Origin of the sequence: Psychrobacter sp. 1Y1 (assembly GCF_051847395.2) — a bacterium.
In the GTDB taxonomy this organism is placed as follows: domain Bacteria; phylum Pseudomonadota; class Gammaproteobacteria; order Pseudomonadales; family Moraxellaceae; genus Psychrobacter.
On the sequence record NZ_JBPYDF020000001.1, the window covers coordinates 1059699 to 1086695 of the forward strand.

Here is a 26997-nt window from a genome sequence, read left to right on the forward strand (position 1 = left end):
CTATATCATAATTCATAGTAAAAAAAACACATTTTTTTTACACAGAAAGTGACCGTTCAATACAGTTAAAAACTAGCTTTTAGGCACTGATATGCGTATAGTACGTAAATAATTTATGCCAGTTGTCACGTCATTGTTGACCACGTGTAATGAGCTATTAAATCAATTAAGTAAGCAGTCAGATATGATATTGATTTAATACGTTGATCTTACGTTGTTAGAAGATGCGTTGGGCGACCAGCCTTTATCCGCGCGCATACCGGAATCTCTACAGTTGGTCACGTCTGACATCGTCGTCAATAAGCTTGATAATTGGTTGTTACCAGCAAAATACCTAACATGTGACTCAATGACAGTTACTTAAACACAGTGACAGTTACTGAAGTGCAGTGACAATTACTTAAATAAAGTCACTTTTTAAATAAAGTCACTTTGTGTTTTCGTCTGCGTTATACCTGTCGCAACATGGCCTGAGTGGGTCAGTGCTTGCGCTGTGTCTAACACTCGATTGGGTGAGGAGCACGTATTATCATGTCTGCTTTTAATTGGTCAGCCATTGCTTTTATCTTAGCCGCCATTGGGCTAGTTGTCTTTATGCTGGTCGTACCGCGCTTACTTGGCGGTCGCTCTCAAGGCTCACAAAAGGAAGAAGTGTTTGAAGCCGGTGTTGTCGGATCTGGCAACGCCCGTATTCGTTTGTCTGCCAAATTTTATTTGGTCGCAATCTTCTTTGTGATTTTTGATTTAGAGGCGCTATATCTCTACGCTTATGCTGTGTCAGTACGCGAGGCAGGTTGGCTTGGCTTTGCCGCTGCTGGCACGTTTATCACTATTCTGATTATCGGTTTGATTTATGAGCTGAGCTTGGGTGCGATGAACTGGGCACCTGCTGACAAGCTACGCAAAAAAGCACGCTTGTATGCGGCGCCTGCAGGCTTTAATTTGGCAGACATCACCAAGTTTGATGGTGCTCATGAGCTAATGGTCGATCCGACAGGTAAAGTGCCCGCGCAGTCATCCGGTCAAATCAATGTCTCAAACAATATTGAGACCAATCGTCGTCATCTACAAAACATCGATCATATTAATACCACGGGTAACGTTACTTCTGTGGATTTTGCGACGTCTGCTCAGCAGGACAAAACTGAACGTTAATAGCAGTTGATGCTCAGCTTCTAGCGTTTGCAAAAACGAGCAGCAAAGCATGAAGGCGTCAGTTCTGTTTGTATTAATGATCGCTGATGATTAGCCACTTATTAATAATAAAAGTTATGGCGACAGCGTGAGCAAGATGATTGCCACGCCAAGCCTAATATGAAGGTTGTATGTTATGAAATACACATTAACAAAAGCCAACCCCGATGCAGATACCTATCCTGCACAGACCAGTCAAACGGTCAATGATCCTATCGAAGATGAAGTGAATAAAAACGTCTTTATGGGTCGTCTCGAAGACCTCGTTCATTCAACAGCAAACTGGGGGCGTAAGAACTCACTTTGGCCATTTAACTTTGGTACCTCTTGCTGTTATGTTGAATACGCTACTACCTTAACCGCCGTTCATGATTTGTCACGTTTTGGGGCAGAGGTTATTCGTGCCTCGCCTCGTCAGGCGGACGTCATGATCGTCGCTGGTACTTGTTTTGTCAAAATGGCCCCTGTCATCCAGCGCCTATATGAGCAAATGCTTGAGCCAAAATGGGTTATCTCTATGGGTGCCTGTGCCAATTCGGGCGGCATGTATGATATTTATTCTGTCGTACAAGGTGTCGATAAGATTATCCCTGTTGATGTGTATGTGCCAGGTTGTCCGCCGCGTCCAGAAGCGCTTATTCAGGGTTTGATGTTGTTACAAGAATCTATTACTAAAGAGCGTCGTCCGCTGGGTATCCATGTCAATGAGCAGGGTATCTATCAGCCGCAAATGACGCCTGAGCGTGACCGCAAGCAGGCAGATCGTATTGCTGTCAAAAACTTGCGCAGCCCAGACAGTATTTAAGTTTTAAACAGCATTTAGACTTGTAGCAACAGTTTCAATATTTTATGCGCTTATCATAGTTCGGTTATGATTAACATAGCTCAGTTATGGTTGACATAGTTCGGTTATGACTAACATAGTTCAGTTATGATTAATGAAGGAATACATCATTCATGGTCACGGTAGTCGAAAACATAGATCCTAAGATCAAGCCCGTCCCAGCAGTCATCACAGAGCTGGAGCAAAAGTATGCTGGTAAATTTGTCGTGCAGCAGACTGTGGATGAGATTCCAACGGTTTGGGTGGCGCGTGCTGATTTATTAGATATTCTTTTATTCTTGCGCAAACTGCCTAAACCTTACGTCATGCTATTTGACTTGTCAGCGATAGATGAGCGTTTGCGCCAACATCGCGCAGGTTTGCCTGATAGTGACTTTACGGTGTTTTATCACCTAATGTCGCTTGAGCGCAACAGTGATGTACGTATCAAGGTCGCGCTGAGCGAAGACGATGTCAATGTACCGAGCGCCACCAATATTTGGCCAAACGCCAACTGGTATGAGCGTGAAGTGTGGGACATGTTCGGTATTGTCTTTACAGGTCATCCGCATTTGACCCGTATCTTATTGCCAAAATACTGGGAAGGTCATCCACTGCGTAAAGAGTATCATGCACGCGCGACGGAATTTACCCCGTACTTCTTGAATACAGCCAAGCAGCAATACGAGCAAGAGAATCTGCGTTTTGTTCCAGAAGAATGGGGCATGAAGCGTTCAGGTCGTGATGAAGACTTTATGTTCTTGAACATAGGTCCTAACCATCCCTCTGCTCACGGTGCCTTCCGTTTGGTACTACAGCTCGATGGCGAAGAAGTCGTCGATTGTATTCCTGATATCGGCTATCACCATCGCGGCGCAGAAAAGATGGCTGAGCGCCAAACTTGGCATTCATTTATTCCTTATACCGACCGTATTGATTATCTTGGCGGTGTGATGAATGAGCTGCCATACATCATGTCGGTCGAAAAGCTTGCTGGGATTACCATTCCACCGCGCGCTGAAACTATCCGCGTGATGATGAGCGAGTTCTTCCGTATTACCAATAACTTACTATTCGTCGGTACGTTCATTCAGGATGCGGGCGGTATGACCCCTGTATTCTATATGTTTACCGATCGCCAAAAAGCCTATGACGTTATCGAAGCCGTGACTGGCTATCGTATGCATCCCGCTTGGTTCCGTATCGGCGGTACAGCTGCTGATCTGCCACGTGGTTGGCAGCGTCTGGTTCGTGAGTTCTTAGATTGGATGCCAAAACGCTTGGACGAGTATGTCAAAGCGGCATTACAAAACAGCGTGCTCAAAGGCCGTACCCAAGGGGTTGCTCAGTATAATGCCAAGCAAGCACTTGCTTGGGGCGTGACTGGCGCTGGTCTGCGCGCGACAGGCGTTGATTTCGACCTGCGTAAAGCACGTCCATATATGGGCTATGAGAATTACGATTTTGAAGTGCCAGTCGGTTACAACGGCGATGCTTATGACCGTTGTATGGTAAAAGTCGAAGAGATGCGTCAGTCGTTACGTATCATCCGTCAATGTATGGATAATATGCCACAAGGCCCTTACAAAGCCGATCATCCACTGGCCGTACCACCGCCAAAAGACCGTACGCTAAATGATATCGAAACGCTGATTAACCACTTTATTTCAGTATCTTGGGGTCCTGTGATGCCAGCGGGCGAATGTACGACGATCGTAGAGGCGACCAAAGGTCTGAACAGTTATTACATCACCTCAGACAAGGCCACGATGAGCTATCGTACCCGTATTCGTACGCCGACATTTGCGCATTTACAGCAGATGCCATCGGTCATCAATGGCTCGCTGGTTTCTGATGCCATTATGTACCTAGCATCGATTGATATTGTGATGGCGGATTGTGATCGTTAGTGCTTTCACCTAAGAATAGAGCTTTGCTCAAAGAGTTATAGTTTTAAAAAAAGATAAGTTAATCAATATATTACTGCCAAATGGCACACCAAAATGCTGTAATATTTCAGTGCAATGATAGTCAATGTTTAGACAGTCGTTGTAGTGTGATAAAGCGTGATGAGTGAGGAAAGACAGAAGATTATGAAAATTGTTTCCGACAAAATGCCAAAAGTAGATGTAGAGAGCATCCTTACCACTGAGGAAATTGCTGCCATTCATGAGTTTATGCATCATTACCCGCAAGCGCGTGCCGCCTCGCTAGATGCACTCAAAATCGTGCAAAAGCGCAACGGCTGGGTCGATGACGCCCAGGCAAACGCCATTGCCAATATCCTAGACATTCCGATGTCAGATATGGATGGGGTTGCGACTTTCTTTAACCGTATCTACCGTCAGCCGGTCGGTCGTCATGTGATTCTGATCTGTGACTCTGTAGCTTGTTACTTGACAGGTTATGAGGCGCTATCCGCTGAGATTAGATCGCAGCTGGGTATCGAGTACGGTCAGACAACTGCTGATGGTCGCTTTACGCTATTGCCAATTTGTTGCTTAGGAAACTGCGACAAAGGCCCGGCAGTACTGATTGACGAAGACACTTACGGCCCTGTTCAACCCTCCGAGGTCGCGCAACTATTGGAGATATACGCATGAGTTTAACGATTTCAGAGCAGATTGCTCGTCGCGGTCAAGGCCAAGCGCCAAGCCAGCTAAATGCACAGCGTGTTCCAATCTATGGTGATAAAGCGACAGCCACTAGCGAAACCAAGCCATTGACGTGGCGTTTGGCGCATCATGATGCGGTGCTTGATTTGGCGACTTACGAATCTCTAAAAGGCTTTACGGGTCTAAAAGAAGCGTTATCTAAGTCGCCTAAAGACGTTGGCAATATGATTAAAGCGGCCAATGTTCGAGGTCGCGGCGGTGCAGGTTTTAATGCTGGTCTTAAATGGTCATTTATGTCGCCGCCGGATGGTTTGCCGCGTTATCTCATCTGTAATGCGGATGAAATGGAGCCGGGCACGTTTAAAGACCGTTTGCTCATGGAGCGTCTACCGTTTCAGCTGATCGAAGGTATGCTCATTACCGCTCATGCGATTGGTGCCACTGACGGTTATATCTTTATCCGTGGTGAGTATATCTTGGCCGCTGAGCGTTTGGTCGCTGCTATCGAAGAGTGCTTGGCCAACAATATCATGGGTAACAACATTCTGGGCTCAGATTTTAGTTTTAACCTGCATGTGCATACGGGCGCTGGACGTTATATCTGTGGTGAAGAAACAGCGTTAATTAACTGTCTAGAAGGCCGCCGTGCTAACCCACGTACTAAGCCGCCGTTTCCGCAAATCTCTGGTGCATGGGGTCGTCCAACCGTTGTCAATAACGTTGAAACGCTGTGTAATATGCCAGCGATTTTGAATCATGGCGTTGAATGGTATCAGTCGTTATCTGAAATTAAAGGCAAAAGTAAAACGCCAGGCACCAAACTATTTGGCTGCTCAGGATTGGTCAACGATCCAGGCCTTTGGGAATTACCGTTTGGTTATACAGCTCGCGAAATCATTGAAGATTTAGCGGGTGGTATGAAAGATGGTAAAACGCTGAAAGCTTGGTTACCGGGCGGCGCATCGACTGACTTTTTGACTGCAGAACATTTGGATGTGGTGGTAGATTTTGACACCATTCAAAATGCGGGTAGCCGTATGGGTACTGGTCTCATTATGGTCGTCGATGAATCACAAGACATGGTGCCATTACTGCGCAACCTTGAGATTTTCTTTCAGCGCGAGTCATGCGGTTGGTGTACACCATGCCGTGATGGTCTACCGTGGGGCGTGAAATTGCTTACCGCCATCAATGATGGTGAAGGGCAAGTGGGCGATGTAGAAAAACTAGAAGGCCTGACGCGTGACTTATGGATTGGTAAAACATTCTGTGCGCATGCCCCAGGTGCGATGGAACCACTAATGAGTGCGATTAAATATTTCCGTCCAGAGTTTGATCAAAAAATCGCGCAGGCGGTTGGTGTCGATGTTATTGATGCTGCAGCCAACCAACAGCCAGTAGTGAAATAAGGAGAGCGGCATGGCAGTCATACATATTGATGGAACCACTGTCGAAGTAGATAGCGCAGATAACTTACTACAAGCCTGCTTATCACTCGGCATTGATGTGCCGTATTTTTGTTATCATCCAGCCCTTGGCTCAGTAGGCTCGTGCCGTCAGTGCGCGGTCAAGCAATTCCAGAATAAAGACGATATGGAAGCGGGTCGCGGTCGCCTTGTGATGTCATGTATGGTCGCCCCTGGCGATGACATGTACATCTCTGTGACTGATGATGAAGCCAAAGCATTCCGCAAGTCGATGGTTGAGCTACTTATGACCAACCATCCGCATGACTGTCCAACTTGTGAAGAGGGTGGACATTGTCATTTGCAGGACATGACGTATATGTCAGGTCATAGCCGTCGTCGCTATCGCTTTACCAAACGCACGCACCACAACCAAGAGCTTGGGCCATTCATCGCACATGAGATGAACCGTTGTATCGCTTGCTATCGCTGTGTACGTTTTTATAAAGACTATGCGGGTGGCGAAGATTTGGGCGTTTATGGCTCAAACAACCGCGTCTATTTTGGCCGTGATAAAGATGGTCAGTTTGAAAGTGAATTCTCAGGCAACTTAACCGAAGTCTGCCCAACCGGTGTATTTACCGACAAGACTCACTCTGAGCGCTACAACCGTAAATGGGACATGCAGTATGCGCCAAGCATCTGTCATGGTTGCTCAGCTGGTTGTAATATCTCACCAGGTGAGCGTTATGGTGAATTGCGCCGTATCGAAAACCGCTATAACGGCGAAGTAAACCGCTATTTCTTATGTGACCGTGGCCGCTTTGGTTATGGCTATGTCAATCGTGATGATCGTCCAACCCAAGCGCTTGAACGTATCAATGATAAGCACGTCAAAATCAATATTGACTATGCCCTTGATGAAACCATCAAGCGTATTAAAGATAAAAAAGTTATCGGGATTGGCTCACCACGCGCCAGTCTAGAGACTAACTTTGCGCTAAAAAATCTGGTCGGCTTTGATAATTTCTCAACAGGTTTGAATCATCAGCAGCAAGCACTGGTCAATAAATGTATCGAAGTGCTTAGCACTGAAGGCATTTATAATCCTAGCATGACCGATATCGAAACGCATGATGCAGTTTTGGTATTGGGTGAAGATATCACGCAAACTTCATCACGTGTCGCGCTGTCAGTACGTCAAGCGGCAAAAAATGAAGGTTTGAAAATGGCGGCGGCGCTGCAAACACAGCCTTGGCTTGCTGAACCCGTCAAACGTATCGCTCAAGATGCGCTAAGCCCAGTCTATGTCATCGATGTGACGCAAACCAAGCTAGAAGACATCAGTAAAGTGAGCGTAGTGGCGACACCTGAAGACATCACCAAACTTGGTTTCAAAGTTGCTGATGAAATTGCTAATTTCGCTGATGATTTAGCAGACATAGCAGATCCACGAGCAGCTGAACAAGATGCTGATGCCAGTACTGAAACCGACGGTATGCAAGCATTGGCGCAGCAAATCGCTTATGACTTGATTCAAGCCGATAAGCCGTTAGTTGTCTCGGGTAGTAGCTTGTCTTCTACCGCATTGATAGAAGCAGCGGCACAGATTACCCAAGCGTTGACCCAAAAACGCGCAGCAATCAAAGCGACTGAGCAACAGCAGGTTGAGGCACATAATGCCAAAGTACAGGCAGCCCAAGCAAAAGCGGCTAATGACCAGCCTGAAGAAGACCAAGATTTATCTGCCAAGCCAAACAAACCTGAAACAGGCGTGAATACAGAAGCGCAGGATGATGTCGAGCGTGAGCCAGCAGAAAACCTTGAGTTAAAAGAAGTAAACGCACAGTATCAGGCACAAGCAGGTATCTATCTAACGGTTCCTGATGCCAATAGCATGGGCGTTTGTATGCTTGGCGGCCAATCAGTAGAAGAGCTACTAGCAACTGATTATGATGTGGTTGTGGTTGCAGAAAACCAGCTAACAGATGCGATTGATGCCAATAAATTGACGCAGCTATTGACTGATAAAACGGTCATCGCATTAGATCATCAGCTCCTTGATTGGCATAAAGACGTCGATATTGTATTGCCAGCGGCGAGCTTTGCAGAAGCGGATGGTACATTAATATCAGCTGAAGGTCGTGCGCAGCGCTTCTTCCAAGTTTACGATAATGAATACTACCATCCAATGAGCAGTATTAAAGAAGGTTGGCGCTGGATACATGCTGTGCATAGCAGCATTGAAGGTCGTGATGTTGATTGGACGCAGCTAGATGATGTCATTAATGCGTTGATCGTAACCCATCCTAAACTTGCGGGTATCAAAGGCGCTGCGCCTGATGCTGACTACCGTATAACGGGTCTGAAAATCGCGCGTCAACCGCGTCGTTATTCAGGTCGTACTGCTATGCGTGCGCCAATCTCAGTGCACGAGCCAATGCAGCCAAAAGATTTGGACACTGGTCTGACTTTCTCAATGGAAGGTTATAGCGGTAAAGAAACGCCAAGCTCGATGATTCCTTTTGCCAATGCGGCAGGTTGGAACTCACCGCAAGCATGGAACAAATACCAAGACAAAGTCGGCGGTCATTTGAAAAATGGTGATCCAGGTGTGCGTTTGTTCGATCAGCTAGAGCGCCTAGCCACTCGTCAATATGTGGCGCCAGAAGCGATGTCTTCGAATACAACTGACTTGCAGCAAGGCCAAGCCAAACTGGTACCGATTCATAATATCTATGCCAGCTCAATGATGGCATCACGTAGCCCAATAGTTGCAGAGCAACTACCTGTTGCTGCATGGCGTATCGGTATAGATGATGCCAAAGACTGGAATATTGCTGCTGGTGATTACTTGGCGATAGAAATCGATAAGCAACAAATCACCTTGCCAGTACAGCTGGTCGGTTATTTGGCAGAAGGCTGTATCGGTTACCCCGTTGGGCAGGTGAGTATCATTCACCCATCAATGCCAGCATCGGTACGTAAAGTGGATGCACCAGTAACGATGATGGGTAGCATGGCTAACGACATGATTAATGATAATGACACAGCGCAAATAAACGCAGCGCCGACCACCACACAGGAGGTGTAATATGCAAGTTACCCGTATTATCCCTGATGTGCCAAGCTTTTTGGCCAATAGCATGAGTTTTGATACTTGGTCTATTCTGTTTTTGGTGGGTCAATCACTAGTTATCTTTTTAGTCGTGGTATTGGTTGCCGCGATGATGATTATCTATGAGCGCCGTATGTTGGCCTTATGGCAAGATCGTTATGGTCCAAACCGTGTTGGGCCTTTTGGTTCGTTGCAGTTAGTCGCCGATATGCTCAAAATCTTCTTTAAGGAAGATTGGACACCGAACTTTACCGATAAGTTTATGTTCACCTTGGCACCTGCAGTCGCAATGTTTACTGCCTTGGCTTCATTTGCCATTATTCCTATCTCGCCAACGCTTGGCGTCGTTGATTGGGATATTGGTATTCTGTTTTTCTTTGCTATGGCGGGTATTGCTGTCTATGCGGTGATGTTCGGCGGTTGGGCCTCTGCCAACAAATTCTCGCTACTCGGTGGTTTGCGCTCAGCTGCACAGACGATCAGTTACGAAGTGTTTTTGGGTTTGTCGTTGATGGGCGTTGTTGCGCTAACAGGTTCATTTAACCTACGTGCCATTGTTGAAGCGCAAGCGGACGGCTGGTATATCATTCCGCAGTTCTTCGGATTTTTGACCTTTGTGGTGGCTGGTGTGGCCGTTACGCATAGACATCCATTTGACCAACCAGAAGCAGAGCAAGAGCTAGCCGAAGGTTATCATGTCGAATATTCTGGCATGAAGTTCGGTATGTTCTTCATTGGTGAGTATGTCAATGTTGTCTTAATTTCTGCCTTGATGACTTGCTTGTTCTTTGGCGGTTGGCTTGCGCCGTTCAATTTAGATATTCCATTTATTCCACCAGCTTTTTGGTTCATGATTAAAACGCTGTTCTTTATGACCATGTTTGTTTTGGCTCGAGGCTCACTCATGCGTCCGCGTTATGATCAGGTGATGAACTTTGGCTGGAAAGTATGTCTGCCCGTAACCTTAATCAATCTATTGATTACTGCTGCGGTCATTTTGATCTTTTCCCCAACGTTATAGTCATTACTAGTAGCCATCACTAGCCATTACTGATGAACTAGGGTAAAGCTGATAAGGATAATAATCCCATGTTTACTACCATAAAAAAGACCGTCATTGGTATATTTACCATTGTCCGCAGCATGTGGATGGTCAATAGTCATGCGCTCAGACCGCGTGACACCATCCTTTATCCTGAAGAGCCGGTACCTGTGCCGCCGCGTTTTCGTGGACGTATTGTCCTAACGCGTGATCCTGATGGAGACGAGCGCTGTGTCGCTTGTAACTTGTGTGCGGTGGCATGTCCGGTAGGGTGTATCTCATTACAAAAAGCCGAGCGTGAAGATGGACGCTGGTATCCAGAGTTTTTCCGTATTAACTTCTCACGCTGTATTTTTTGTGGATTGTGTGAAGAGGCCTGTCCAACGACAGCGATTCAAATGACCCCAGATTTTGAGCTGGGTGAATATAAGCGCCAAGATTTGGTCTACGAAAAAGAGCATTTGCTCATTTCAGGACCAGGTAAATACCCTGATTATAACTATTATCGTGTGACAGGTATGGCGGTAGCAGATAAACCAAAAGGCGCAGCACAAAATGAGTCTGCACCGATTGATCTAAGGAGCTTGCTACCATGATGAATATTTTGAACCATCCTGAACTGGCTGGGTTTTATTCGCTTGCAGCAGTGGCAGTATTTGCCAGTCTGCGCGTAGTGACTCAGGCCAATCCAGTGCATGCTATCTTATCGATGATTGTATCGTTGCTGGCAATTGCTGGGATATTTTTTGTATTAGGTGCGCCGTTTGCGGGTGCGCTAGAGATTGTTGTTTATGCTGGTGCCATTATGGTGCTATTTGTCTTTGTCATTATGATGCTTAATTTGGGCATGAGCAATGACGAGCGCGAAGAGCGTTGGCTCGATGCTGGTACTTGGGCGATACCGACAGGATTGACGATAATCATTGCCGTTGTGCTCTATGCAATGATTGGTCTTAATCACGATGAAGCTGTCATGATGGGTGGCACGACTATCTCTGCCAAAGCAGTCGGTACGGTGTTATTTACCAAATACATTATGCTGGTTGAAGTAGCAGCATTGCTATTATTGGCAGCCTTGGTCGCCGCTTATCATTTAGGTAAAGAGACAGTCGACGATGAGGTCATCGGTAACGATAGCCAAAACTTCAAGCCAAGCGTAGGCAGTATCAAACAATACGACAATGATAGTACGCTTACACAGCATGACGGCGTAGAAATGGCTAAGCCTTATGAATATAAAGATGTTGACCCGCATGACTATGTAGGTATGAAGGTAGGTACGAGGGCAGGCAGTCAAGTAGGTGCGAACAAAGTTACGCGCAAGGAGTCAGACTAATGGTACTAGCAGCAAGCGTGGCACAAGATGTGTCAAACGTGCCGTTTGCCCATGAGGTGGCAGGCTTAGTACAGCCAGTTACTGAGGCGCAAAATGTACTGGGTATGATACCCATGAGCCATGGACTGATTTTGGCAGGTATTTTATTTGCCATCGGTCTGTGCGGCGTTATGGTACGACGTAACTTCCTATTCATGCTAATGAGTCTTGAAATCATGATGAATGCGGCAGCATTGGCATTTGTAGTAGCAGGTAGTCGCTGGGTCGATCCAGACGGACAGATTATGTTTATCTTTATTTTGACCTTGGCTGCGGCTGAAGCGTCAATTGGTCTGGCAATATTATTGCGTTTTTATCATCAGCGTGGGCATCTCGATGTCGATAGCGCCAATGAGATGAAAGGATGATGTCATGAGTTTATTACCATTAACCTTTATATTCCCGCTCATTGGCTTTTTGATTTTAGCCTTTATGCGCGACAAATTATCAGAGACGGTCGCAGCGATTGTTGGCGTGGGTAGCATGTTGCTCTCAGCATTATGTACGCTAGTGGTTAGCTATACCTTTTTGACCACCAATCCAGCTGGAACGGTAATTGAAGTTCCGCTATGGACGTGGTTCCAAGTTGGTGATTTTGCCCCACATTTCGGTTTGAGCTTTGATGGTCTTGCATTGACCATGACAGGCGTCATTACTGGGATTGGCTTTCTGATTCATCTGTTTGCCTCTTGGTATATGAAAGGCGACACTGGCTTTGCTCGTTTCTTTAGCTATATGAACTTGTTTGTGGCCAGTATGTTGTTATTGGTACTCGCAGATGATTTGTTCTTGCTATATCTCGGTTGGGAAGGCGTAGGTATCTGTTCTTACCTATTGATTGGTTATTATTACCATGATAGAGCCAACGGCCGTGCCGCGATGAAAGCCTTTACCGTTACTCGTGTCGGTGATGTGTTCTTAGCCTTCGGTTTGTTTTTATTATTCCGCGAATTCGGTACGCTTAATATTCAAGAGATTATTACGCGCGCGCCAGAAGTGTTCGATGTTAATAACCCAACGATGATGCTTACCACGATGATGTTGGTCGGCGGCGCGATGGGTAAATCAGCCCAGTTGCCACTACATACATGGCTTGCTGATGCGATGGCAGGCCCGACACCCGTATCGGCACTGATTCACGCGGCAACGATGGTGACGGCAGGTGTTTATCTGATTGCCCGTCTACATCCATTGTTTGAGCTAACGCCAGGTATCTTGTTGTATTGGGTTGGCGGCGTAGGGGCATTGACGCTGGTCGTTGCTGGATTCTGTGCACTCGCGCAAACAGACATCAAACGTATCCTTGCTTATTCGACCATGAGTCAGATTGGCTATATGTTCTTAGCGCTTGGCGTGGGCGCGTGGCAAGGGGCAATCTTCCACTTGATGACGCACGCCTTCTTTAAAGCATTGCTGTTCTTATCATCAGGTGCGGTCATCCTTGCCGTACATCATGAGCAAGATATTTTTAAGATGGGCGGTCTGCGCAAAAAGATACCATTGGTATTTTGGTGTTATATCATCGGTGGCGGCGCACTCGCTGCGATACCTTGGGTTACCGTTGGTTTTTATTCTAAAGAAGCGATTCTTTGGGAAACTTATGCCACAGGTCACTTAGTACTATTTTATATGGGTGTATTCGGCGCATTCTTAACCGCGATTTATACGTTCCGTATGATTTGGATCATATTCTTTGGCGAAGAAAAAACCCATGCTCATAAGCTATCAGGTGTGTCGTATTGGTTACCTTTAACCGTATTGCTAGTGTTATCTACAGCCGTTGGTGCTTGGATTACGCCACCATTAGATGGTGTATTGCCAGAGAGCGTTGGCCATCTATTAGAAGTTGCTGGTCAAGCGCATGCTAAACATACCGCAGAGTATATCGCGATGGGTGCCATGGCAGCAGGTTTGATATTGGCCGCACTATTGTATGTCGTCAACAAAGGTCGCTTGCTTACTAGCTTTAAGCGCTCACGTATTGGTGGGGCGCTATATCACTGGTGCTACCATGGCCTAGGCTTCGACGCGCTATATGATGTGATTTTCGTAAAACCCTTTTTATTCATCGGCCGCTTATTAAAAGCCGACCCTATCGATAAAACGTGGTTGCTGTTACCTAAGCTGGCTTCAGCAGGTAATAAAGTATTGTCTGCGACGCAAACAGGGTCTCTTCGAGGTTATGCCACAAGCTTTGGCTTGGGTATGGCTGTATTGCTGGTGCTGGTAATGATGACGGTGGTGTAAAAGATGATTGAGTTACAACAAACGTGGATGCTACCAGCATTAATCGCAATTCCTTTTATTGCAGGATTGCTATGCTGGGTGGTAGAGCGATTTAATAAACGTCTGCCGCGCTGGATTGCCTTGATCGGTATGATGTTGACCTTTGCTTTGTCATTGGTACTTTGGCAGCAAGGTGATTTTAGCGGTATGAGTAAGCAGGTCATTGCACCAGATGCTACCGTGCCTTGGGTCGCGGAGTTCAGTGTGCCATGGATACCAAGTTTTGGTATTAGCTTTCACTTAGCGCTAGATGGTTTGTCATTGATGATGGTGGCCCTAACAGGGTTGCTTGGTGTGGCAGCCGTTGCTTGTTCGTGGAATGAGATTCAGCGCCGTGTTGGTTTTTTCCATTTGAACTTGCTATGGAGTTTGGGCGGCGTTATTGGTGTTTTCTTAGCGATTGACTTGTTCTTATTCTTCTTCTTTTGGGAGATGATGCTGGTTCCTATCTACTTCTTGATCGCAATTTGGGGTCATGATGTGGTTGGCAAAACCAAAGAATACGCGGCCACCAAGTTCTTTATCTATACCCAAGCGTCTGGGCTTATCATGCTCATCGGTATTTTGGTATTGGTCATTATCAGCTACGCCCAAAAAGGGGTAGTGAGCTTTAACTATAATGACTTGCTCGGTACGTCACTTGGCGGCTGGGAATATCCAATCATGCTGTGCTTCTTTATTGGCTTTGCGGTGAAGTTGCCAATCATTCCTTTCCACGGTTGGTTGCCAGATGCGCATGCACAGGCACCAACAGCTGGTTCGGTAGATTTGGCAGGGGTACTCATTAAGACTGCTGCATATGGTTTGATTCGTTTTGTATTGCCGTTATTCCCAGTAGCGTCACAAGAGTTTGCACCGATAGCAATCACCTTGGGTACGATCGGTATCTTCTATGGTGCGTGGCTCGCCTTTATGCAGACCGATATGAAGCGTTTGCTGGCATATACCAGTATCTCGCACATGGGTTTTGTGGTACTGGCGATCTATGCAGGCACATTGCTCAGCTTACAAGGTCTGATGATTCAGATGCTCGCGCACGGGCTTAGCTCTGCGGCATTATTCATTATGGCAGGACAGCTATACGAGCGTCTGCATACTCGTGATTTGACGTTGATGGGTGGTATGTGGGGACAGTTCCGTTACTACGCACCGATACTGATGTTCTTCTGTGCAGCATTGCTTGGTATTCCAGGCACAGGTAACTTCATTGGCGAGTTCATGATTTTATTCGGCTCATTTGCTCAGTATCCCGTGTTCGTGGTTTTTGCGACATTCAGCTTGGTACTAGCAGGATTGTACTCGCTCATTTTGATTCATCGCGCACTATTTGGTGAAAACAACATCGCTGCATTGGCAGAGCGAGAGACTAAGTCACATGGCTTACCGGCACGTAAACTAAAAGATTTGGGCAAGCGCGAGCTGTCATTACTACTGATATTAGCTGCTGGTTTGGTATGGCTCGGGCTGTACCCACAGCCGTTCCTTGATACCTCAAGTCACGCAATGCAGTGGATCAATAACGCATATATATACAGTCAAGTGACACAGGTAGATGCGTCGCAACTGCTTGATGTAATGGAGGCACGTTAAGTCATGAATGATATTACGATGAATGATTTGATAGGATTGTTGCCTTACGCGCCGATTATTGCCGTAGTGATTACGGTACTGACGGTTATGATCGCGATTACCTTTAAACGCTCGCACATGGTCACTGGTACGATTACGGTGGCAGGCTTAAACATTGGTCTATTCACTCTGATCGGGCAGATGATCGGCGTGATTGACAGCGGGTCTATCGCACCAAACGCTGAGCAGTTATTTGTTATTGATAACTTTGCTCAGTTTAATATGGTGGTGATTTTTATCTGTGCCTTGGCTTGTTGTACGCTGTCTTATGCGTATCTGGCCAACCTCAAAGACAATAAAGAAGAGCTGTACTTGCTCATGCTGCTATCGACCATTGGTGCATTACTAATGGTAAGCGCGCAGCATATGGCATCATTCTTTATGAGCTTGGAGATGCTGTCAGTACCACTATATGGCTTGCTTGCTTATACTTACATGCGCAACCAGTCGCTTGAGTCGGGATTGAAGTATCTGGTGCTATCAGCGACTGCATCAGCGACGTTGCTGATGGGTATGGCTTTTATCTATGCAGAAGTAGGCTCACTAGCATTTAAGCCAATCAGCATGGTGCTAGGCAATATCTTTGAGTCGCCACTACTGATATTAGGCGCGGCGATGATGATGTTTGGTATCGCGTTCAAGCTCTCTGCAGCTCCCTTTCACATGTGGACACCCGATGTTTATAAAGGGGCACCAGCACCTATCGCTACTTTTTTAGCCTCTGTATCAAAAGTGGCGATGATGGCACTAGCCGTGCGTTTCTTAATCGATACTGCTTTGCTGGCATTGCCATCAGTGCAAATGCTATTGATGGTCATGGCAACGTTATCTATCTTGGTAGGTAACTTATTGGCAGTACGTCAAACTAGCCTTAAGCGTCTACTCGGTTACTCATCTATTGCTCATATGGGTTATGTGATGATCGTGATTGTTAGCATTGGTTCAGCCGCTGATAGTATCTCTAGTATGTATATGGCAGTCTATGCCTTTACCTCTATCGGTGCCTTTGGGGTAGTGACGTTGATGTCGAGTCCGTATCGCCTATCTGGTGAAGCCGATGAGTTGACGCATTATCAAGGGTTATTCTGGCGTCGTCCAGTATTGACCGCTGTCATGACTATCATGATGTTGTCATTGGCGGGTATTCCGTTGACGGCAGGCTTTATCACCAAGCTATTTGCTATCTTAGCTGCGGTACAAGGCACCAACTGGTTCTTGGCTGCGATGATTATCTTAGGCAGTGCGATTGGTCTATTCTACTACTTACGCGTTTTACTCACGCTGTTCAAACGTCCTAAGCAGTTCATCGAGTTTGATGTGTCTGGACAATGGGGTATTCGTACTGGTGGTATCATGGTCATTGCTGTGACGGCGATTATTCTATTCTTTGGTATCTTGCCAAATAGTATGATTGAGTGGGCAAGTTTGGCTCGCATTTGGTAGTGTCGCTGAGTCAATACAACAGATAAGTCGCTGCGATCTATCTGTTGTTACGGTTAAAAAACCAAGATGCGCCAGCTTTATGATAAGCTTGGCGCATCTTTTTTATGCTTATCTTTTTGGCATTTATCTTCTTGGTGGTGTGTCAAAAAGTATGCTGATTAAAATTTGAACAATTTTTGAAGCCTTGAAAGCCCTATAGAATCAGAGAACTTAGCATAGATTTCTTATTGACTTTTATCGCCAGCATACTTTTTAAAACACCACCATCTTCTTTTGCCTATCAAAGGTATCTTATAAAAATATAGTTTAATAAAGTATAAGTGACGAATAATTATGAGTGATAATATTCAAACAGTAACGGTGCTCAGCAAAACCACATGGACGCCAAATTTATTTAGCTTTACCGTCAGTCGTCCCGATAGTTTTAAGTTTACAGCTGGGCAGTTTGTACGTTTAGGCGTCAATCCCAGTCAATTAAAATATTATCAACAGACTGATGTAAGTGATGAAACTGCTGATACCGCATTGAATGAAGATGTCTTCCGCGCGTATTCGATAGTCTCTTCGCCCTTTGATGAGGTGATAGAATTCTTCTCTATCGTGATACCGGATGGGGCATTTACCTCGCAATTACAGCACTTACAAGTGGGTGATGAGCTACTGCTTAATACCATGCCATTTGGGTTTTTGACATTAGCACGTTACCAAAAACCATTGCCAAAAGACTTATGGCTGCTGGCAACAGGCACTGGCTTAGCACCGTTCTTATCGATGCTGCAAGATTTAAAGACATGGGAAGATTACGAGCACATTGTATTGGCTTATAGTGCCCGTTCGCTCGATGAACTTGCGTACGTTGAGAAAATCGAAAGCCTACAAGAAGACTTCGGTACACTGGTTGATAATCCAGCAAAGCTTATCTTTATCCCAACCGTCACTCGTGAGCCTGTCGAAGGTGCATTGTCAGAGCGTCTGCCGAAGCTACTACTAGAGGGTACGTTACAAGCGCGCGCGGGTATCGCATTAGATATTGATACTACGCATGTCATGCTATGTGGCAACCCAGATATGGTAGAAGATACCAAAGAGGCGTTAAAGACGTTGGGACTGGTGATGAATCGCCGCGGTGAGGGTAATATTGCCGTAGAGAACTACTGGTAGTTATCGACTTCAATAAAAAAACGCTGCATCTATAAGGCCAATAACCTTTAAAATGCAGCGTTTTTTTATGGGATGAATCATTGTCTTATGGGATAAAGCATTAGCGACTTACTCTTGACTTGGCTCAGTCGCATCGTCTACAGGGTTAATAGGACCTTGCATCAATTCAGGATCGTCATCATCACCGATGATATCTTCGTTACTGCTGGCCGCCAGTAAATCGCGATAATTAATCTGAGCTTTCAAAATCATTTGCTCTTCTTCTAGCTCGCCATAATTTATCTGTACCTTATGCAAGGTGCTCATGATTTTTTTGTTATTTTTTAACCAACGATGGATATCGAGATAAATCACTTCGTCTTTTGCGCGAGCAATATTGACGTATGACAGAATAAATCCTAAAGGGTCTTTTTTGAGGACGCTATGATAAAACCAAATCGCCAGTTTGACGCCTTGGCGTTTCACGAAAGATTCGCAGCGCAGATTTAATATATCGGTATAAGTTTGCTGACCAAATACAAAGCGCTGCACATTGCGATCGAGTTGGACGTGAACTAAGCTAAAGTTACTTGCCACCTCGGCATAGATGCCGCCTGCATTGACAGTGCAGTACAAACGAAACCAATCCTCATGCATCTCGACACGTAGCTCTAAAATGGCTTTTACATTGTCGGTGACGAATTTTTGTAGTGCATCATTAACGTAAGTCTGTGCCACTGGCAATGACAACTCATCTTCGAACTTGTCCGTCGTCTTATTATAGATATCTTTAACCGATTGGGCGATACGCTCCCAACCACTGCCGAATGACTCGTCAAAACGATAGCCAATACTCTCGAAGAACTCATCAAAATTGTCTGAATTATTCACGTTATCAAAGTCACTCAAACTTATTATCCTTATAGGGCGCGTCATTCAATCGGTGACGTAAAAATGGCTAAACAAACTTTGCAGGCTATCGTTAATTTGAACGAAAGCTAATCATCTATAATTTCTAAATATCTACGACCATTAGTAATTTTTATACTGATAGGTAGCAAAAGCGAAAAACTGACCTCTGATACTAGTGCATAGTGAATCTACATTTACTGTGCTGCTTGATAATCTGCCGTGCCTAATCAACACGATGCACAGTTCTGATTGTTGCAAAGTATCGTGCTACTAATGCTATTATGCTAAAGCAGTATATAACAAATACAGTGGCTTCAAAATGAACACATGCGTTTTATAGCAATTCATTTGGTATAGACAGTGTTTCGTCTGCCTTATATATTCTCAAATGCATGTTTTTCAATCAGCGGATAAGGTTACCAATACTGTATGGCAAATGTCAAAATGCCGTCTCAGTGCTTATACTGGCGACATAATTCTATGTCATGTTATGATAGCGCCAGTATAAATCATGCCCATCGTTACAACACTTGTTAAATAGTGCTTTGTACTGATGTGCTCACAAGCTGAGATTCATTGTGGCCTATATAAAAGACTCACAGAGCTATCATTTTTCCGCGCAAGCGCCCAAGCGCGATATAAGCTTGCCTGTTGCTATTGTTATTGCAGTGGCTGTTCATGTGCTGATTATTTTCGGAATTAGCTTCTCTATGGGAAAAGACCCAGCTGCTATGATGCAAGATGTGGCAAAGGCGCTGACCGACAATATGAAGCCCAATGAAGATGCACACTTTATTGCCAACGCTTCACAAGAGGGCGGCGGTACAATAGAAGAGCAGCTCAGACAAGAGAACAATCAGTTAAGTGCAATGTCTGCTGAGCAAATGAGTGAGACTCAAGATATCGTTAATTTACAGCGTAAAGTACGTCAGCAGCGTTATCAAGAGAGTTATCTGCGTACGACGTTAAGTTGGCGTCAGGCCACTGTAGAGTCGGATAATGACAGCGAGCAAGCGCAAGATGATGCAATGGCGCAAGAAGAGCGGCTACGTAAGCAGATTGCCACCTTAGAAGCTCAGCTATCTCAGCGTCAGCAGGTCTACGCAACCAAATCCAAAGTCGTGACGATGGATAGTAATTCGACCACACGGGGTGCGGCAGCAGACTATATCAATACATTCCGTGAGCATGTCGAGCGAGTGGGCAACTTGCATTATCCCGTACAAGCGCGTGCTCAAGGCATTACGGGTGAAGTACGGCTAATGGTTATCATCAGTAACGACGGCAATATCAAAGCCATTCGACTGCTTGAAAGCTCGAACTCTACGATATTGGATGAAGCGGCCAAGCAGTCGGTACGACAAGCTGCACCCTTTGGTAAATTCACCGAAGACATGAACGATATCGTCGAGCTGCGCTTGATACGTACTTACCGCTATAGTGATACAGTCGAAGTAACGTACTAAGGTTAATGTATTCATGCACTAAGAAGATAGGTGCTAAGAAGACAAGCACTAAGAAAAAAGCTACTGAAATTAAAGTTACTGAAATTAAAGTTACTGAAATTAAAGTTACTGAAATTAAAGTTACTGAAAACACAACTGTTAAGAATAACGCTTAACGCACTATTTTTTATAATCACAGATATCCAAGTTCATAACACACAGCTATAAAATAAAGAGTCAGTATGGAATTTTTAGGTTTTACCGTCGATGTCGCTACCTTAACGAGCAATGCCCTAGAGCTGGTCATTAAAGTCGCTTTAGCAATACTTATATTTATCGTTGGACGTTGGCTTGCCAAAAAGGCAGTCGCTTTTTCCGATCGCTTGATGACGCGTAGCCATCTGGACGAGACAGTTGCTAGTTTTTTAAGTCGCCTATTGTATGGCGTGCTACTGGTCGTGGTGATTTTAGCTGCACTTAGCAAAGTCGGTGTACAGACTACGTCGGTCGTCGCAATCTTAGGTGGTGCCGCTGTTGCCGTTGGTTTGTCACTAAAAGACCAGCTATCGAATTTTGCCGCTGGTATTATGATTGTGACATTTCGCCCGTTTGTACGCGGCGATTATGTACAGATTAGTAGCTACACAGGTACGGTGACTGAGATTACCTTGGTTAATACCCATCTGACGACCATTAACAATCACGATATCATCATTCCTAATAGCGATATCACGACTTCACCTGTGGTCAATTATACAGCGCTACCCAATCGCCGCGTCGATATCACCGTCGGTATTGGCTACGATGCTGATATCAAAACGGCTAAAGACGTGATGCTAAGTCTGGCAAGAAATAACCCATTGGCTTTTACTGATCCTGAACCTATCGTACGAGTGACCAATCTAGGCGATAATTCAGTAGATCTTACCCTAAACGTTTGGACAACCAATGCCGACTGGTGGTCGATGCAATGCGAGCTACTAGAGCAATTCAAGCAAGCTCTAGATGATGAGAAAATCGAGATTCCATTCCCGCAGCGCAGTGTCCATGTTAAAGGCTTGGATCATATGATTAATCAGATGGGTCAAGCACAAAAGCTACCATTAACTAAAGATTAATAAATAACTGCTTAATAGTTAGAAGACTGTTTAATAAAGCAGTGCTAGTTTAGATATAAGGATTTGGTAGGTTTAGGCCTACCAAAATCTCAACTTCAAAATGCTCCATCTCATCTTGCTCAGCTTGTCCGAGCTCATGATCAAACCCCAGTAGGTGTAGCACGCCATGCACTAGCAAATGGCTGATGTGCTGCGCCACGGTTTTGTCCTGTTCAGCCGCTTCACGTACCATCACTTCATGACAGATAATCAGCTCTCCAAGAGGCAATGTTGGCATCAGCTCAATGACGGCAGCAGGCAATTCGCTTGGATAAGACAAAATGTTGGTCGCATAGTCTTTACCACGTGCTTCTAGATTTAAAGCACGGCCTTCGACGTCATCAGTGATATATATATCTAGCGTTTTAGACTTTTCTTGCCACAGCTCAGGATCGATATCTGCAAAATAGGGTAGGGTCAGACCATTATTAATACGACCGTCTATATAATCTAAAGTCGCCATCATGACTAATAGTAAATGCTCGCGATTATAAAAAGTATCTAGTATTTCATCATCAATACTGTCGGTCGCACTGATATCAAGTGCTGCTAAGCTGGCATGGTTGCTAGCGATCTTGTCATCGAAATTAGTATTGTCAGGTTGGCTCATATTGCTGTCCTTTTTATTATAAATGTGTTTCTAATGCTGCATCGTCTAGGTGATTTATTTGCCAGTTTTTTACTATAAAAGTAGTTCAATCACTGTTTATCTTATCGCTAAATTTTTGGCTAATAAATAGAGGCCAATGTATAAAATGTATAGAGGCTACTATAGCTAAGTTGCTGGTAGGCGACTAGTAGTGAATATGCTAAATTCAATAAACTGTTGGTAAGAAAAAACCGGACTACTTTGAGTAATCCGGTTTTCTTATGCAATATAACTGTTTATAGCAAATGATTGTAATTCAATGATTAGCTTGATTATTAAAGATTGGCTGCTGCATTAGCGACGGCTTGTCTACGCTCTTGTTCTTTAATACGTTCAAACTTACGTTTTTCCTCTAAAGCCATTTGCTCTTCATCAAACACATCATAGGCTTCAACGATTTGTTGTACCAATTGATGTCGTACAACGTCTTTTGAATCAAACTTTGTGATATGAATCTCTTCGATATCTTTTAGAATATCCATCGCTTGTGCTAGGCCTGATTTGTGACCACGTGGCAAATCGACCTGAGTAATGTCACCAGTGATGACGGCACGTGAGCCGAAGCCCAAACGGGTCAAAAACATTTTCATCTGTTCAGGCGTGGTGTTCTGCGCTTCATCCAGAATGACAAACGAGTTATTCAGAGTACGACCACGCATATAGGCAAGCGGAGCCACTTCGATAATCTGACGCTCAATCATTTTACCGACTTTCTCAAAGCCTATCATTTCATAGAGTGCGTCATATAGCGGGCGTAAGTACGGATCGATTTTTTGGGTCAAATCACCTGGCAAGAAGCCCAGTTTTTCGCCAGCTTCTACCGCTGGACGCACTAGCAAAATACGCTCAATCTCATTACGCTCAAGCATATCTACGGCACAAGCCACCGCTAGATAGGTCTTGCCAGTACCAGCAGGGCCAATACCAAACGATACGTCAGAGCTCAGGACGTTTTTTACATAGCGCTGTTGGTTGCCGCCACGCGGAACGATGCGGCCCTTACGTGTACGTAAACTGATGGGCGTAAACTCGCTAGCCTCATCCAAGTCTTCATCATATTCCAGGTCATCGTGATCTTGCTCGTCTTCTTCGATGTCTTCATCACGAGAGAGGCTAGATTGGATGATAAGGTGCAGCTCTTCTGCACTGATGTCTTTAGTATTCTGTGCTTCATCTACCATTTTGTAGATAATATGTTCACCACGTTCGACATTGGTTACATCGCCACTCAGGCAAAAATCGCCTTGGCGCTGCATGATTTTAATATCGAGGCGTTCTTGGATATATTTCATGTGATTGTTGTATTCACCAAGCACGGTTTTTAGCTGTGCTGGGGTCAATGATTCAAACTTTATACGGCGGCTCATGGAATCAGTCAAGCGATTATCCTTTTATTGTGTACCCGACGCTATGATTTGGTTTTAATTGCGTGGCGGGTTGCAGAGATAAAATAGTTAGTGGCGTTACAGTATTTAGGTGGTAAAAAATTGTAGATGATAAAAATGACGGCGATATTATTGTTGTTTTTGTGGAAGGTCGTGAATGAAAGTAATGAAAAGTCTTGCCTTCATTATGGTAGAGAATTTTTAAATTTCAAGCCATACATCAGATAGATAACGCTGTTTTTGTATGCGGATTGCAACTGTTACAGCGATTTTCTATAGATTGATTCGATGTTGCTATAAGTTCTATATAATTCATCGCTACCCATCGTATGATAGTGCTCTAATAAAATTAAGATATTTGAGTTTTATGAATATAAACCTCGTTTATGATGAGAGTAAAGAAACGATTTGTCTACGGTTAAGACCACGGCATAATGGACAATTTGTGGTAATCTATGGGCGATACCATAGGTTGCTGCAACCTATCTAACAACAGCAGCGACATGATAAAAATTATAAAATAAAGTCAGTGACGAGCAGTTGTCTATCATAAATAAACTGCTTGTCCAAAAAATTATAATAGGAAAATCACGATGCAAGATACTGATTCACATTTATCCAATACTGACAGCATACCTAAAAAGTTCGACAGCATCTCTAAAAAGAAAGAAGCGATAACCGACCAGCAAGTGCTTATCGCAGGTGGTGGTCATGTTGGTTTGTCTTTTGCATTGCTATTGGCCCATCACGGTATTGCGAGCACCTTATTAGAAAAAAACAGCTATCCAACCATCAGTCCAACGGATGATAGTACTCGCAGCCATTATTTAGACAGTCGCAATACGGCGTTATCACGGCGCACGGTACAGATATATCAAGAGATTGGCCTGTGGGATGAATTACAGAGTCATGCCTGCCGTATCGACACTGTACAGATTAGTGAGCAAGGCAGCTTTGGGCGCGCGCAGCTGAATAAAGCAGAGGAAAAGGTCGAGTCATTTGGGCAAGTCATCGAAAACGCTTGGCTGGGTCGTAAGCTTTTATTAGCCGCGCAGCAAGCGCCATTAATTACCTTGATAGATAATGCCAATGTGACGACTGTCCAGCAGCAAGCCGATAGTGTGACACTTAGCTTTAATTATAACGATGAAGCCGAAAACGAGCAGCAGCTACAAGCTAGCGTATTAGTCGCTTGTGATGGACGCGATTCTACAGTACGCCAACTGCTAGATATTAGTACAACTACGTATGACTATCAGCAAACGGCCATCGTCGGCGTAGTAGAGACAGATACGCCACACGAGCATGCAGCGATTGAGCGTTTCAGTCCAGCTGGCCCACTTGCCGTGCTCCCACTGACCGATCCAGAGGGCGATGGCAATGATGAGTATCAACAAGGCTACAGACGCTCTGTCGTGTGGGTATGCCCAACAGGTGAAGAAACTAGATATTTAGAAGACGACGCCCATTTCTTGCAGACGCTACAACAAGCTTTCGGTCAACGCGCTGGCAAGTTCACAACTGCAGGTCGCCGCGGCGCCTATCCATTGACCCGCGTACTAGCAGATAAGCAGGTAGAAGGGCGCTGCGTCATTATGGGCAATGCTGCTCACACTCTGCATCCTGTAGCAGGACAAGGCTTTAATCTCTGTATGCGAGATGCGCATGTGCTGGCACAAATGCTAAATGCACAAGTGCTCAAAGGCGCAGATATCGGTGATGCACAGTTATTGAAACGTTATGAAAAAGCACGTCAAACTGACCAGAAGCGAGTGATTCGTTTTTGTGATGCGGTGGTACATGGCTTCACGCATCCTAACCCAGCGATTAAGCTGGCACGAAATATGGCGCTATTGGCCTTCGATAAATTGCCGAATATCAAGCCATTAGTCGCCACTTATGCGATGGGTCTAAAATCATAGCGCTATAGTTAAATCCTCTTTAAAAGAGTGACAGCGTTAACCTCGCTTGAAGTATTGCCTATACATCTGCACTCGGTTGCCTTGTCTCTCTTTTAAACTGAATCAACTAACTGTAATTAAGATTGATAATAAGCATTCTAATATTGAGCAATATTGAGAGACACCTTATGAAAGACAACCATACGTTGATTATCGGTAGCGGTATCGTTGGGGCGACGCTTGCTCTAAAGCTGGCGCAAGATAAAATGCCAGTGACATTGATTGATGCCCGCCCTGAGCGTGATGAGTCAGCTTGGCAAGATGTACTTAGCAAACGTGATGCACGTGTCTATGCACTCAGTATGGCTAGTATTAATTTGCTTAAAGATATTGGCGCTTGGCAACATATTGCCGCCTCTAAACGCAAAGCAGACTACTCGCAAATGCAGGTATGGCAGCTAAATGGGATGGGTGAGTTATTATTTGGCGAAAGTGAAGACAGCGGCGCCGAGGATAATAGTAGTAAAAATCATGAGCCTACATTATTAGGTAGTATGGTCGAGCCTGCTGTTATCGAGCACGCCTTATGGCAGCGTTTGCATGAAATTGATGTCAGTGACTATCTGACCCTTATCGCTGGTCATAAAGTTGTCAATATGGATTGGCTAGGGGTGCAGCAAGGCTACCGTGTAACTCTGGACAATGGCGAAGCGATTGATGCGTGTCTATTAGTTGGTGCTGATGGGCGCGGTTCATTTGTCCGTCAGCAAGCAGGGATTGGCGTAGATACACTTGACTATAAACAAACTGCCATCTGCTGTGCGATTCAGACTGAGAAACCACATCAAGCGACAGCACGTCAAGCCATGCTACCAACAGGTACGTTGGCACTATTGCCACTAGCTGATATAACCGATGTTGATAAGGCAAGCCCGCAGCATTGGCAGTCGATCGTATGGACATTGCCGCGCAATCAAGCGTTGGCATTGATAGAGGAAGAAGATCGATTTATTGCTGATAAGTTAGCAGCTGCCAGCAATTACGAGTTGGGTGCGATTAATCAGATTGAGTCTATCGCTAGTTTTCCATTAGCGGCACAGCAAGCGAAAAGCTACGTCGCTGATAACTTGGTACTTATTGGCGATGCAGCTCATGGCGTACATCCGCTGGCAGGTCAAGGACTGAACCTTGGTATGCTGGACGTGCAAGTATTATGTGAGCAGCTAACGCATGACTTTACACGTAGTGACGGTACGCTTTGGGGAAGTAATCAAACGCTACGTCATTATGAGCGTTCGCGCCGTCCGCATAACAGCCTGATGATGCACAGCTTTTCTGCGCTTAACTGGTTATTTGCAGGGTCGCTTGCCCAAATGCGTCCTGTGCAGCAAATTCGTAATGAAGGCATGTACCGAGTCAGTAAAATAAAACCATTGATGCGCTTGTTTGCTAAGCAGGCGAGTGGGGTTTGATATTT

General features: G+C 45.0%; 21 protein-coding genes. 18 read left to right on the forward strand and 3 right to left on the reverse strand.

Going from position 1 to position 26997, the window contains the following annotated elements; translation table 11 throughout:
* The first annotated feature begins 531 nt into the window (after positions 1 to 531).
* From ACS8FA_RS18555 to ACS8FA_RS18620, 14 genes are all read left to right on the forward strand, one after another.
* A complete protein-coding gene (locus ACS8FA_RS18555; protein ID WP_102091044.1) occupies positions 532 to 1155 on the forward strand; it encodes an NADH-quinone oxidoreductase subunit A in 624 nt (207 codons plus the stop codon).
* A gap of 175 nt (positions 1156 to 1330) precedes the next feature.
* Positions 1331 to 1999 carry a NuoB/complex I 20 kDa subunit family protein gene (locus ACS8FA_RS18560; protein WP_101206265.1) on the forward strand — a complete coding sequence of 223 codons (669 nt, stop codon included), beginning with the start codon at positions 1331 to 1333 and terminating at the stop codon, positions 1997 to 1999.
* A 152-nt stretch (positions 2000 to 2151) separates the two neighbouring features.
* Positions 2152 to 3927 (forward strand): NADH-quinone oxidoreductase subunit C/D, encoded by a 1776-nt coding sequence (nuoC, locus tag ACS8FA_RS18565; protein WP_057758925.1) that lies wholly within the window; start codon positions 2152 to 2154, stop codon positions 3925 to 3927.
* A 183-nt stretch (positions 3928 to 4110) separates the two neighbouring features.
* Positions 4111 to 4620 carry an NADH-quinone oxidoreductase subunit NuoE gene (nuoE, locus tag ACS8FA_RS18570; RefSeq protein WP_201555956.1) on the forward strand — a complete coding sequence of 170 codons (510 nt, stop codon included), beginning with the start codon at positions 4111 to 4113 and terminating at the stop codon, positions 4618 to 4620.
* A complete protein-coding gene (gene nuoF, locus ACS8FA_RS18575; RefSeq protein WP_439265662.1) occupies positions 4617 to 6041 on the forward strand; it encodes an NADH-quinone oxidoreductase subunit NuoF in 1425 nt (474 codons plus the stop codon). Before nuoE ends, nuoF begins: the two co-directional genes overlap by 4 nt.
* A gap of 10 nt (positions 6042 to 6051) precedes the next feature.
* Entirely contained in the window at positions 6052 to 9132 is a 3081-nt protein-coding gene (nuoG, locus tag ACS8FA_RS18580) for an NADH-quinone oxidoreductase subunit NuoG (RefSeq protein WP_439265660.1), read from the forward strand.
* A gap of 52 nt (positions 9133 to 9184) precedes the next feature.
* On the forward strand, positions 9185 to 10177 hold the full coding sequence (nuoH, locus tag ACS8FA_RS18585; RefSeq protein ID WP_179798733.1) for an NADH-quinone oxidoreductase subunit NuoH: 993 nt from the start codon (positions 9185 to 9187) through the stop codon (positions 10175 to 10177).
* Positions 10178 to 10245: 68 nt separating this feature from the next.
* Positions 10246 to 10794, forward strand: a complete 549-nt coding sequence (gene nuoI / locus ACS8FA_RS18590) for an NADH-quinone oxidoreductase subunit NuoI (protein WP_010198902.1) — start codon at positions 10246 to 10248, stop codon at positions 10792 to 10794.
* Positions 10791 to 11534 carry an NADH-quinone oxidoreductase subunit J gene (gene nuoJ, locus ACS8FA_RS18595; RefSeq protein ID WP_057758935.1) on the forward strand — a complete coding sequence of 248 codons (744 nt, stop codon included), beginning with the start codon at positions 10791 to 10793 and terminating at the stop codon, positions 11532 to 11534. The genes nuoI and nuoJ overlap by 4 nt, the downstream gene beginning before the upstream one ends.
* Positions 11535 to 11632: 98 nt before the next feature.
* Positions 11633 to 11941: an NADH-quinone oxidoreductase subunit NuoK gene (nuoK, locus tag ACS8FA_RS18600; protein ID WP_025653102.1), complete on the forward strand. Its 309-nt coding sequence runs from the start codon at positions 11633 to 11635 to the stop codon at positions 11939 to 11941.
* A gap of 4 nt (positions 11942 to 11945) precedes the next feature.
* Positions 11946 to 13820, forward strand: coding sequence for an NADH-quinone oxidoreductase subunit L (nuoL, locus tag ACS8FA_RS18605; protein ID WP_439265658.1), 1875 nt, complete (start codon positions 11946 to 11948; stop codon positions 13818 to 13820).
* Between the two features lie 3 nt (positions 13821 to 13823).
* On the forward strand, positions 13824 to 15449 hold the full coding sequence (gene nuoM / locus ACS8FA_RS18610) for an NADH-quinone oxidoreductase subunit M (RefSeq protein ID WP_439265656.1): 1626 nt from the start codon (positions 13824 to 13826) through the stop codon (positions 15447 to 15449).
* A gap of 3 nt (positions 15450 to 15452) precedes the next feature.
* A complete protein-coding gene (locus tag ACS8FA_RS18615) occupies positions 15453 to 16931 on the forward strand; it encodes an NADH-quinone oxidoreductase subunit N (protein ID WP_439265654.1) in 1479 nt (492 codons plus the stop codon).
* A 333-nt stretch (positions 16932 to 17264) separates the two neighbouring features.
* The gene (locus ACS8FA_RS18620) at positions 17265 to 18092 is read left to right on the forward strand and encodes a ferredoxin--NADP reductase (RefSeq protein ID WP_439265653.1); all 828 of its coding nucleotides are present in this window, start codon (positions 17265 to 17267) and stop codon (positions 18090 to 18092) included.
* 108 nt (positions 18093 to 18200) lie between these two features.
* Here ACS8FA_RS18620 and ACS8FA_RS18625 read toward each other — a convergent pair whose 3' ends face one another.
* Positions 18201 to 18980 carry a hypothetical protein gene (locus ACS8FA_RS18625; protein ID WP_224737876.1) on the reverse strand — a complete coding sequence of 260 codons (780 nt, stop codon included), beginning with the start codon at positions 18978 to 18980 and terminating at the stop codon, positions 18201 to 18203.
* Between the two features lie 581 nt (positions 18981 to 19561).
* Here ACS8FA_RS18625 and ACS8FA_RS18630 point away from each other — a divergent pair.
* Positions 19562 to 20449: a TonB family protein gene (locus tag ACS8FA_RS18630; RefSeq protein ID WP_201571580.1), complete on the forward strand. Its 888-nt coding sequence runs from the start codon at positions 19562 to 19564 to the stop codon at positions 20447 to 20449.
* A 221-nt stretch (positions 20450 to 20670) separates the two neighbouring features.
* A complete protein-coding gene (locus ACS8FA_RS18635) occupies positions 20671 to 21546 on the forward strand; it encodes a mechanosensitive ion channel family protein (protein ID WP_101206253.1) in 876 nt (291 codons plus the stop codon).
* Positions 21547 to 21595: 49 nt separating this feature from the next.
* Here the strand turns inward: ACS8FA_RS18635 and ybeY are convergent, their stop codons facing one another.
* Entirely contained in the window at positions 21596 to 22195 is a 600-nt protein-coding gene (gene ybeY, locus ACS8FA_RS18640; protein ID WP_439265650.1) for an rRNA maturation RNase YbeY, read from the reverse strand.
* 314 nt (positions 22196 to 22509) lie between these two features.
* Positions 22510 to 23613 (reverse strand): PhoH family protein, encoded by a 1104-nt coding sequence (locus ACS8FA_RS18645; protein WP_439265648.1) that lies wholly within the window; start codon positions 23611 to 23613, stop codon positions 22510 to 22512.
* 599 nt (positions 23614 to 24212) lie between these two features.
* Between ACS8FA_RS18645 and ACS8FA_RS18650 the strand changes: the two genes are divergently transcribed.
* Together ACS8FA_RS18650 and ACS8FA_RS18655 are read left to right on the forward strand one after the other, a co-directional pair.
* Positions 24213 to 25541 (forward strand): UbiH/UbiF/VisC/COQ6 family ubiquinone biosynthesis hydroxylase, encoded by a 1329-nt coding sequence (locus tag ACS8FA_RS18650; RefSeq protein ID WP_439265646.1) that lies wholly within the window; start codon positions 24213 to 24215, stop codon positions 25539 to 25541.
* A gap of 167 nt (positions 25542 to 25708) precedes the next feature.
* Positions 25709 to 26992 carry an FAD-dependent monooxygenase gene (locus ACS8FA_RS18655; protein WP_439265644.1) on the forward strand — a complete coding sequence of 428 codons (1284 nt, stop codon included), beginning with the start codon at positions 25709 to 25711 and terminating at the stop codon, positions 26990 to 26992.
* Positions 26993 to 26997 lie beyond the last annotated feature (5 nt).

Bases quoted from the DNA above. Each gene is read 5' to 3' on its own strand.
- ACS8FA_RS18620 (WP_439265653.1), top strand. From the start codon at position 17,265: ATGAGTGATAATATTCAAACAGTAACGGTGCTCAGCAAAACCACATGG.
- nuoM (WP_439265656.1), top strand. From the start codon at position 13,824: ATGATTGAGTTACAACAAACGTGGATGCTACCAGCATTAATCGCAATT.
- nuoJ (WP_057758935.1), top strand. From the start codon at position 10,791: ATGATGAATATTTTGAACCATCCTGAACTGGCTGGGTTTTATTCGCTT.
- ACS8FA_RS18615 (WP_439265654.1), top strand. From the start codon at position 15,453: ATGAATGATATTACGATGAATGATTTGATAGGATTGTTGCCTTACGCG.
- nuoI (WP_010198902.1), top strand. From the start codon at position 10,246: ATGTTTACTACCATAAAAAAGACCGTCATTGGTATATTTACCATTGTC.
- nuoG (WP_439265660.1), top strand. From the start codon at position 6,052: ATGGCAGTCATACATATTGATGGAACCACTGTCGAAGTAGATAGCGCA.
- ACS8FA_RS18555 (WP_102091044.1), top strand. From the start codon at position 532: ATGTCTGCTTTTAATTGGTCAGCCATTGCTTTTATCTTAGCCGCCATT.
- ACS8FA_RS18560 (WP_101206265.1), top strand. From the start codon at position 1,331: ATGAAATACACATTAACAAAAGCCAACCCCGATGCAGATACCTATCCT.
- nuoL (WP_439265658.1), top strand. From the start codon at position 11,946: ATGAGTTTATTACCATTAACCTTTATATTCCCGCTCATTGGCTTTTTG.
- nuoE (WP_201555956.1), top strand. From the start codon at position 4,111: ATGAAAATTGTTTCCGACAAAATGCCAAAAGTAGATGTAGAGAGCATC.
- nuoH (WP_179798733.1), top strand. From the start codon at position 9,185: ATGAGTTTTGATACTTGGTCTATTCTGTTTTTGGTGGGTCAATCACTA.
- ACS8FA_RS18655 (WP_439265644.1), top strand. From the start codon at position 25,709: ATGAAAGACAACCATACGTTGATTATCGGTAGCGGTATCGTTGGGGCG.
- ACS8FA_RS18650 (WP_439265646.1), top strand. From the start codon at position 24,213: ATGCAAGATACTGATTCACATTTATCCAATACTGACAGCATACCTAAA.
- nuoC (WP_057758925.1), top strand. From the start codon at position 2,152: ATGGTCACGGTAGTCGAAAACATAGATCCTAAGATCAAGCCCGTCCCA.
- ybeY (WP_439265650.1), bottom strand. From the start codon at position 22,195: ATGAGCCAACCTGACAATACTAATTTCGATGACAAGATCGCTAGCAAC.
- ACS8FA_RS18635 (WP_101206253.1), top strand. From the start codon at position 20,671: ATGGAATTTTTAGGTTTTACCGTCGATGTCGCTACCTTAACGAGCAAT.
- nuoF (WP_439265662.1), top strand. From the start codon at position 4,617: ATGAGTTTAACGATTTCAGAGCAGATTGCTCGTCGCGGTCAAGGCCAA.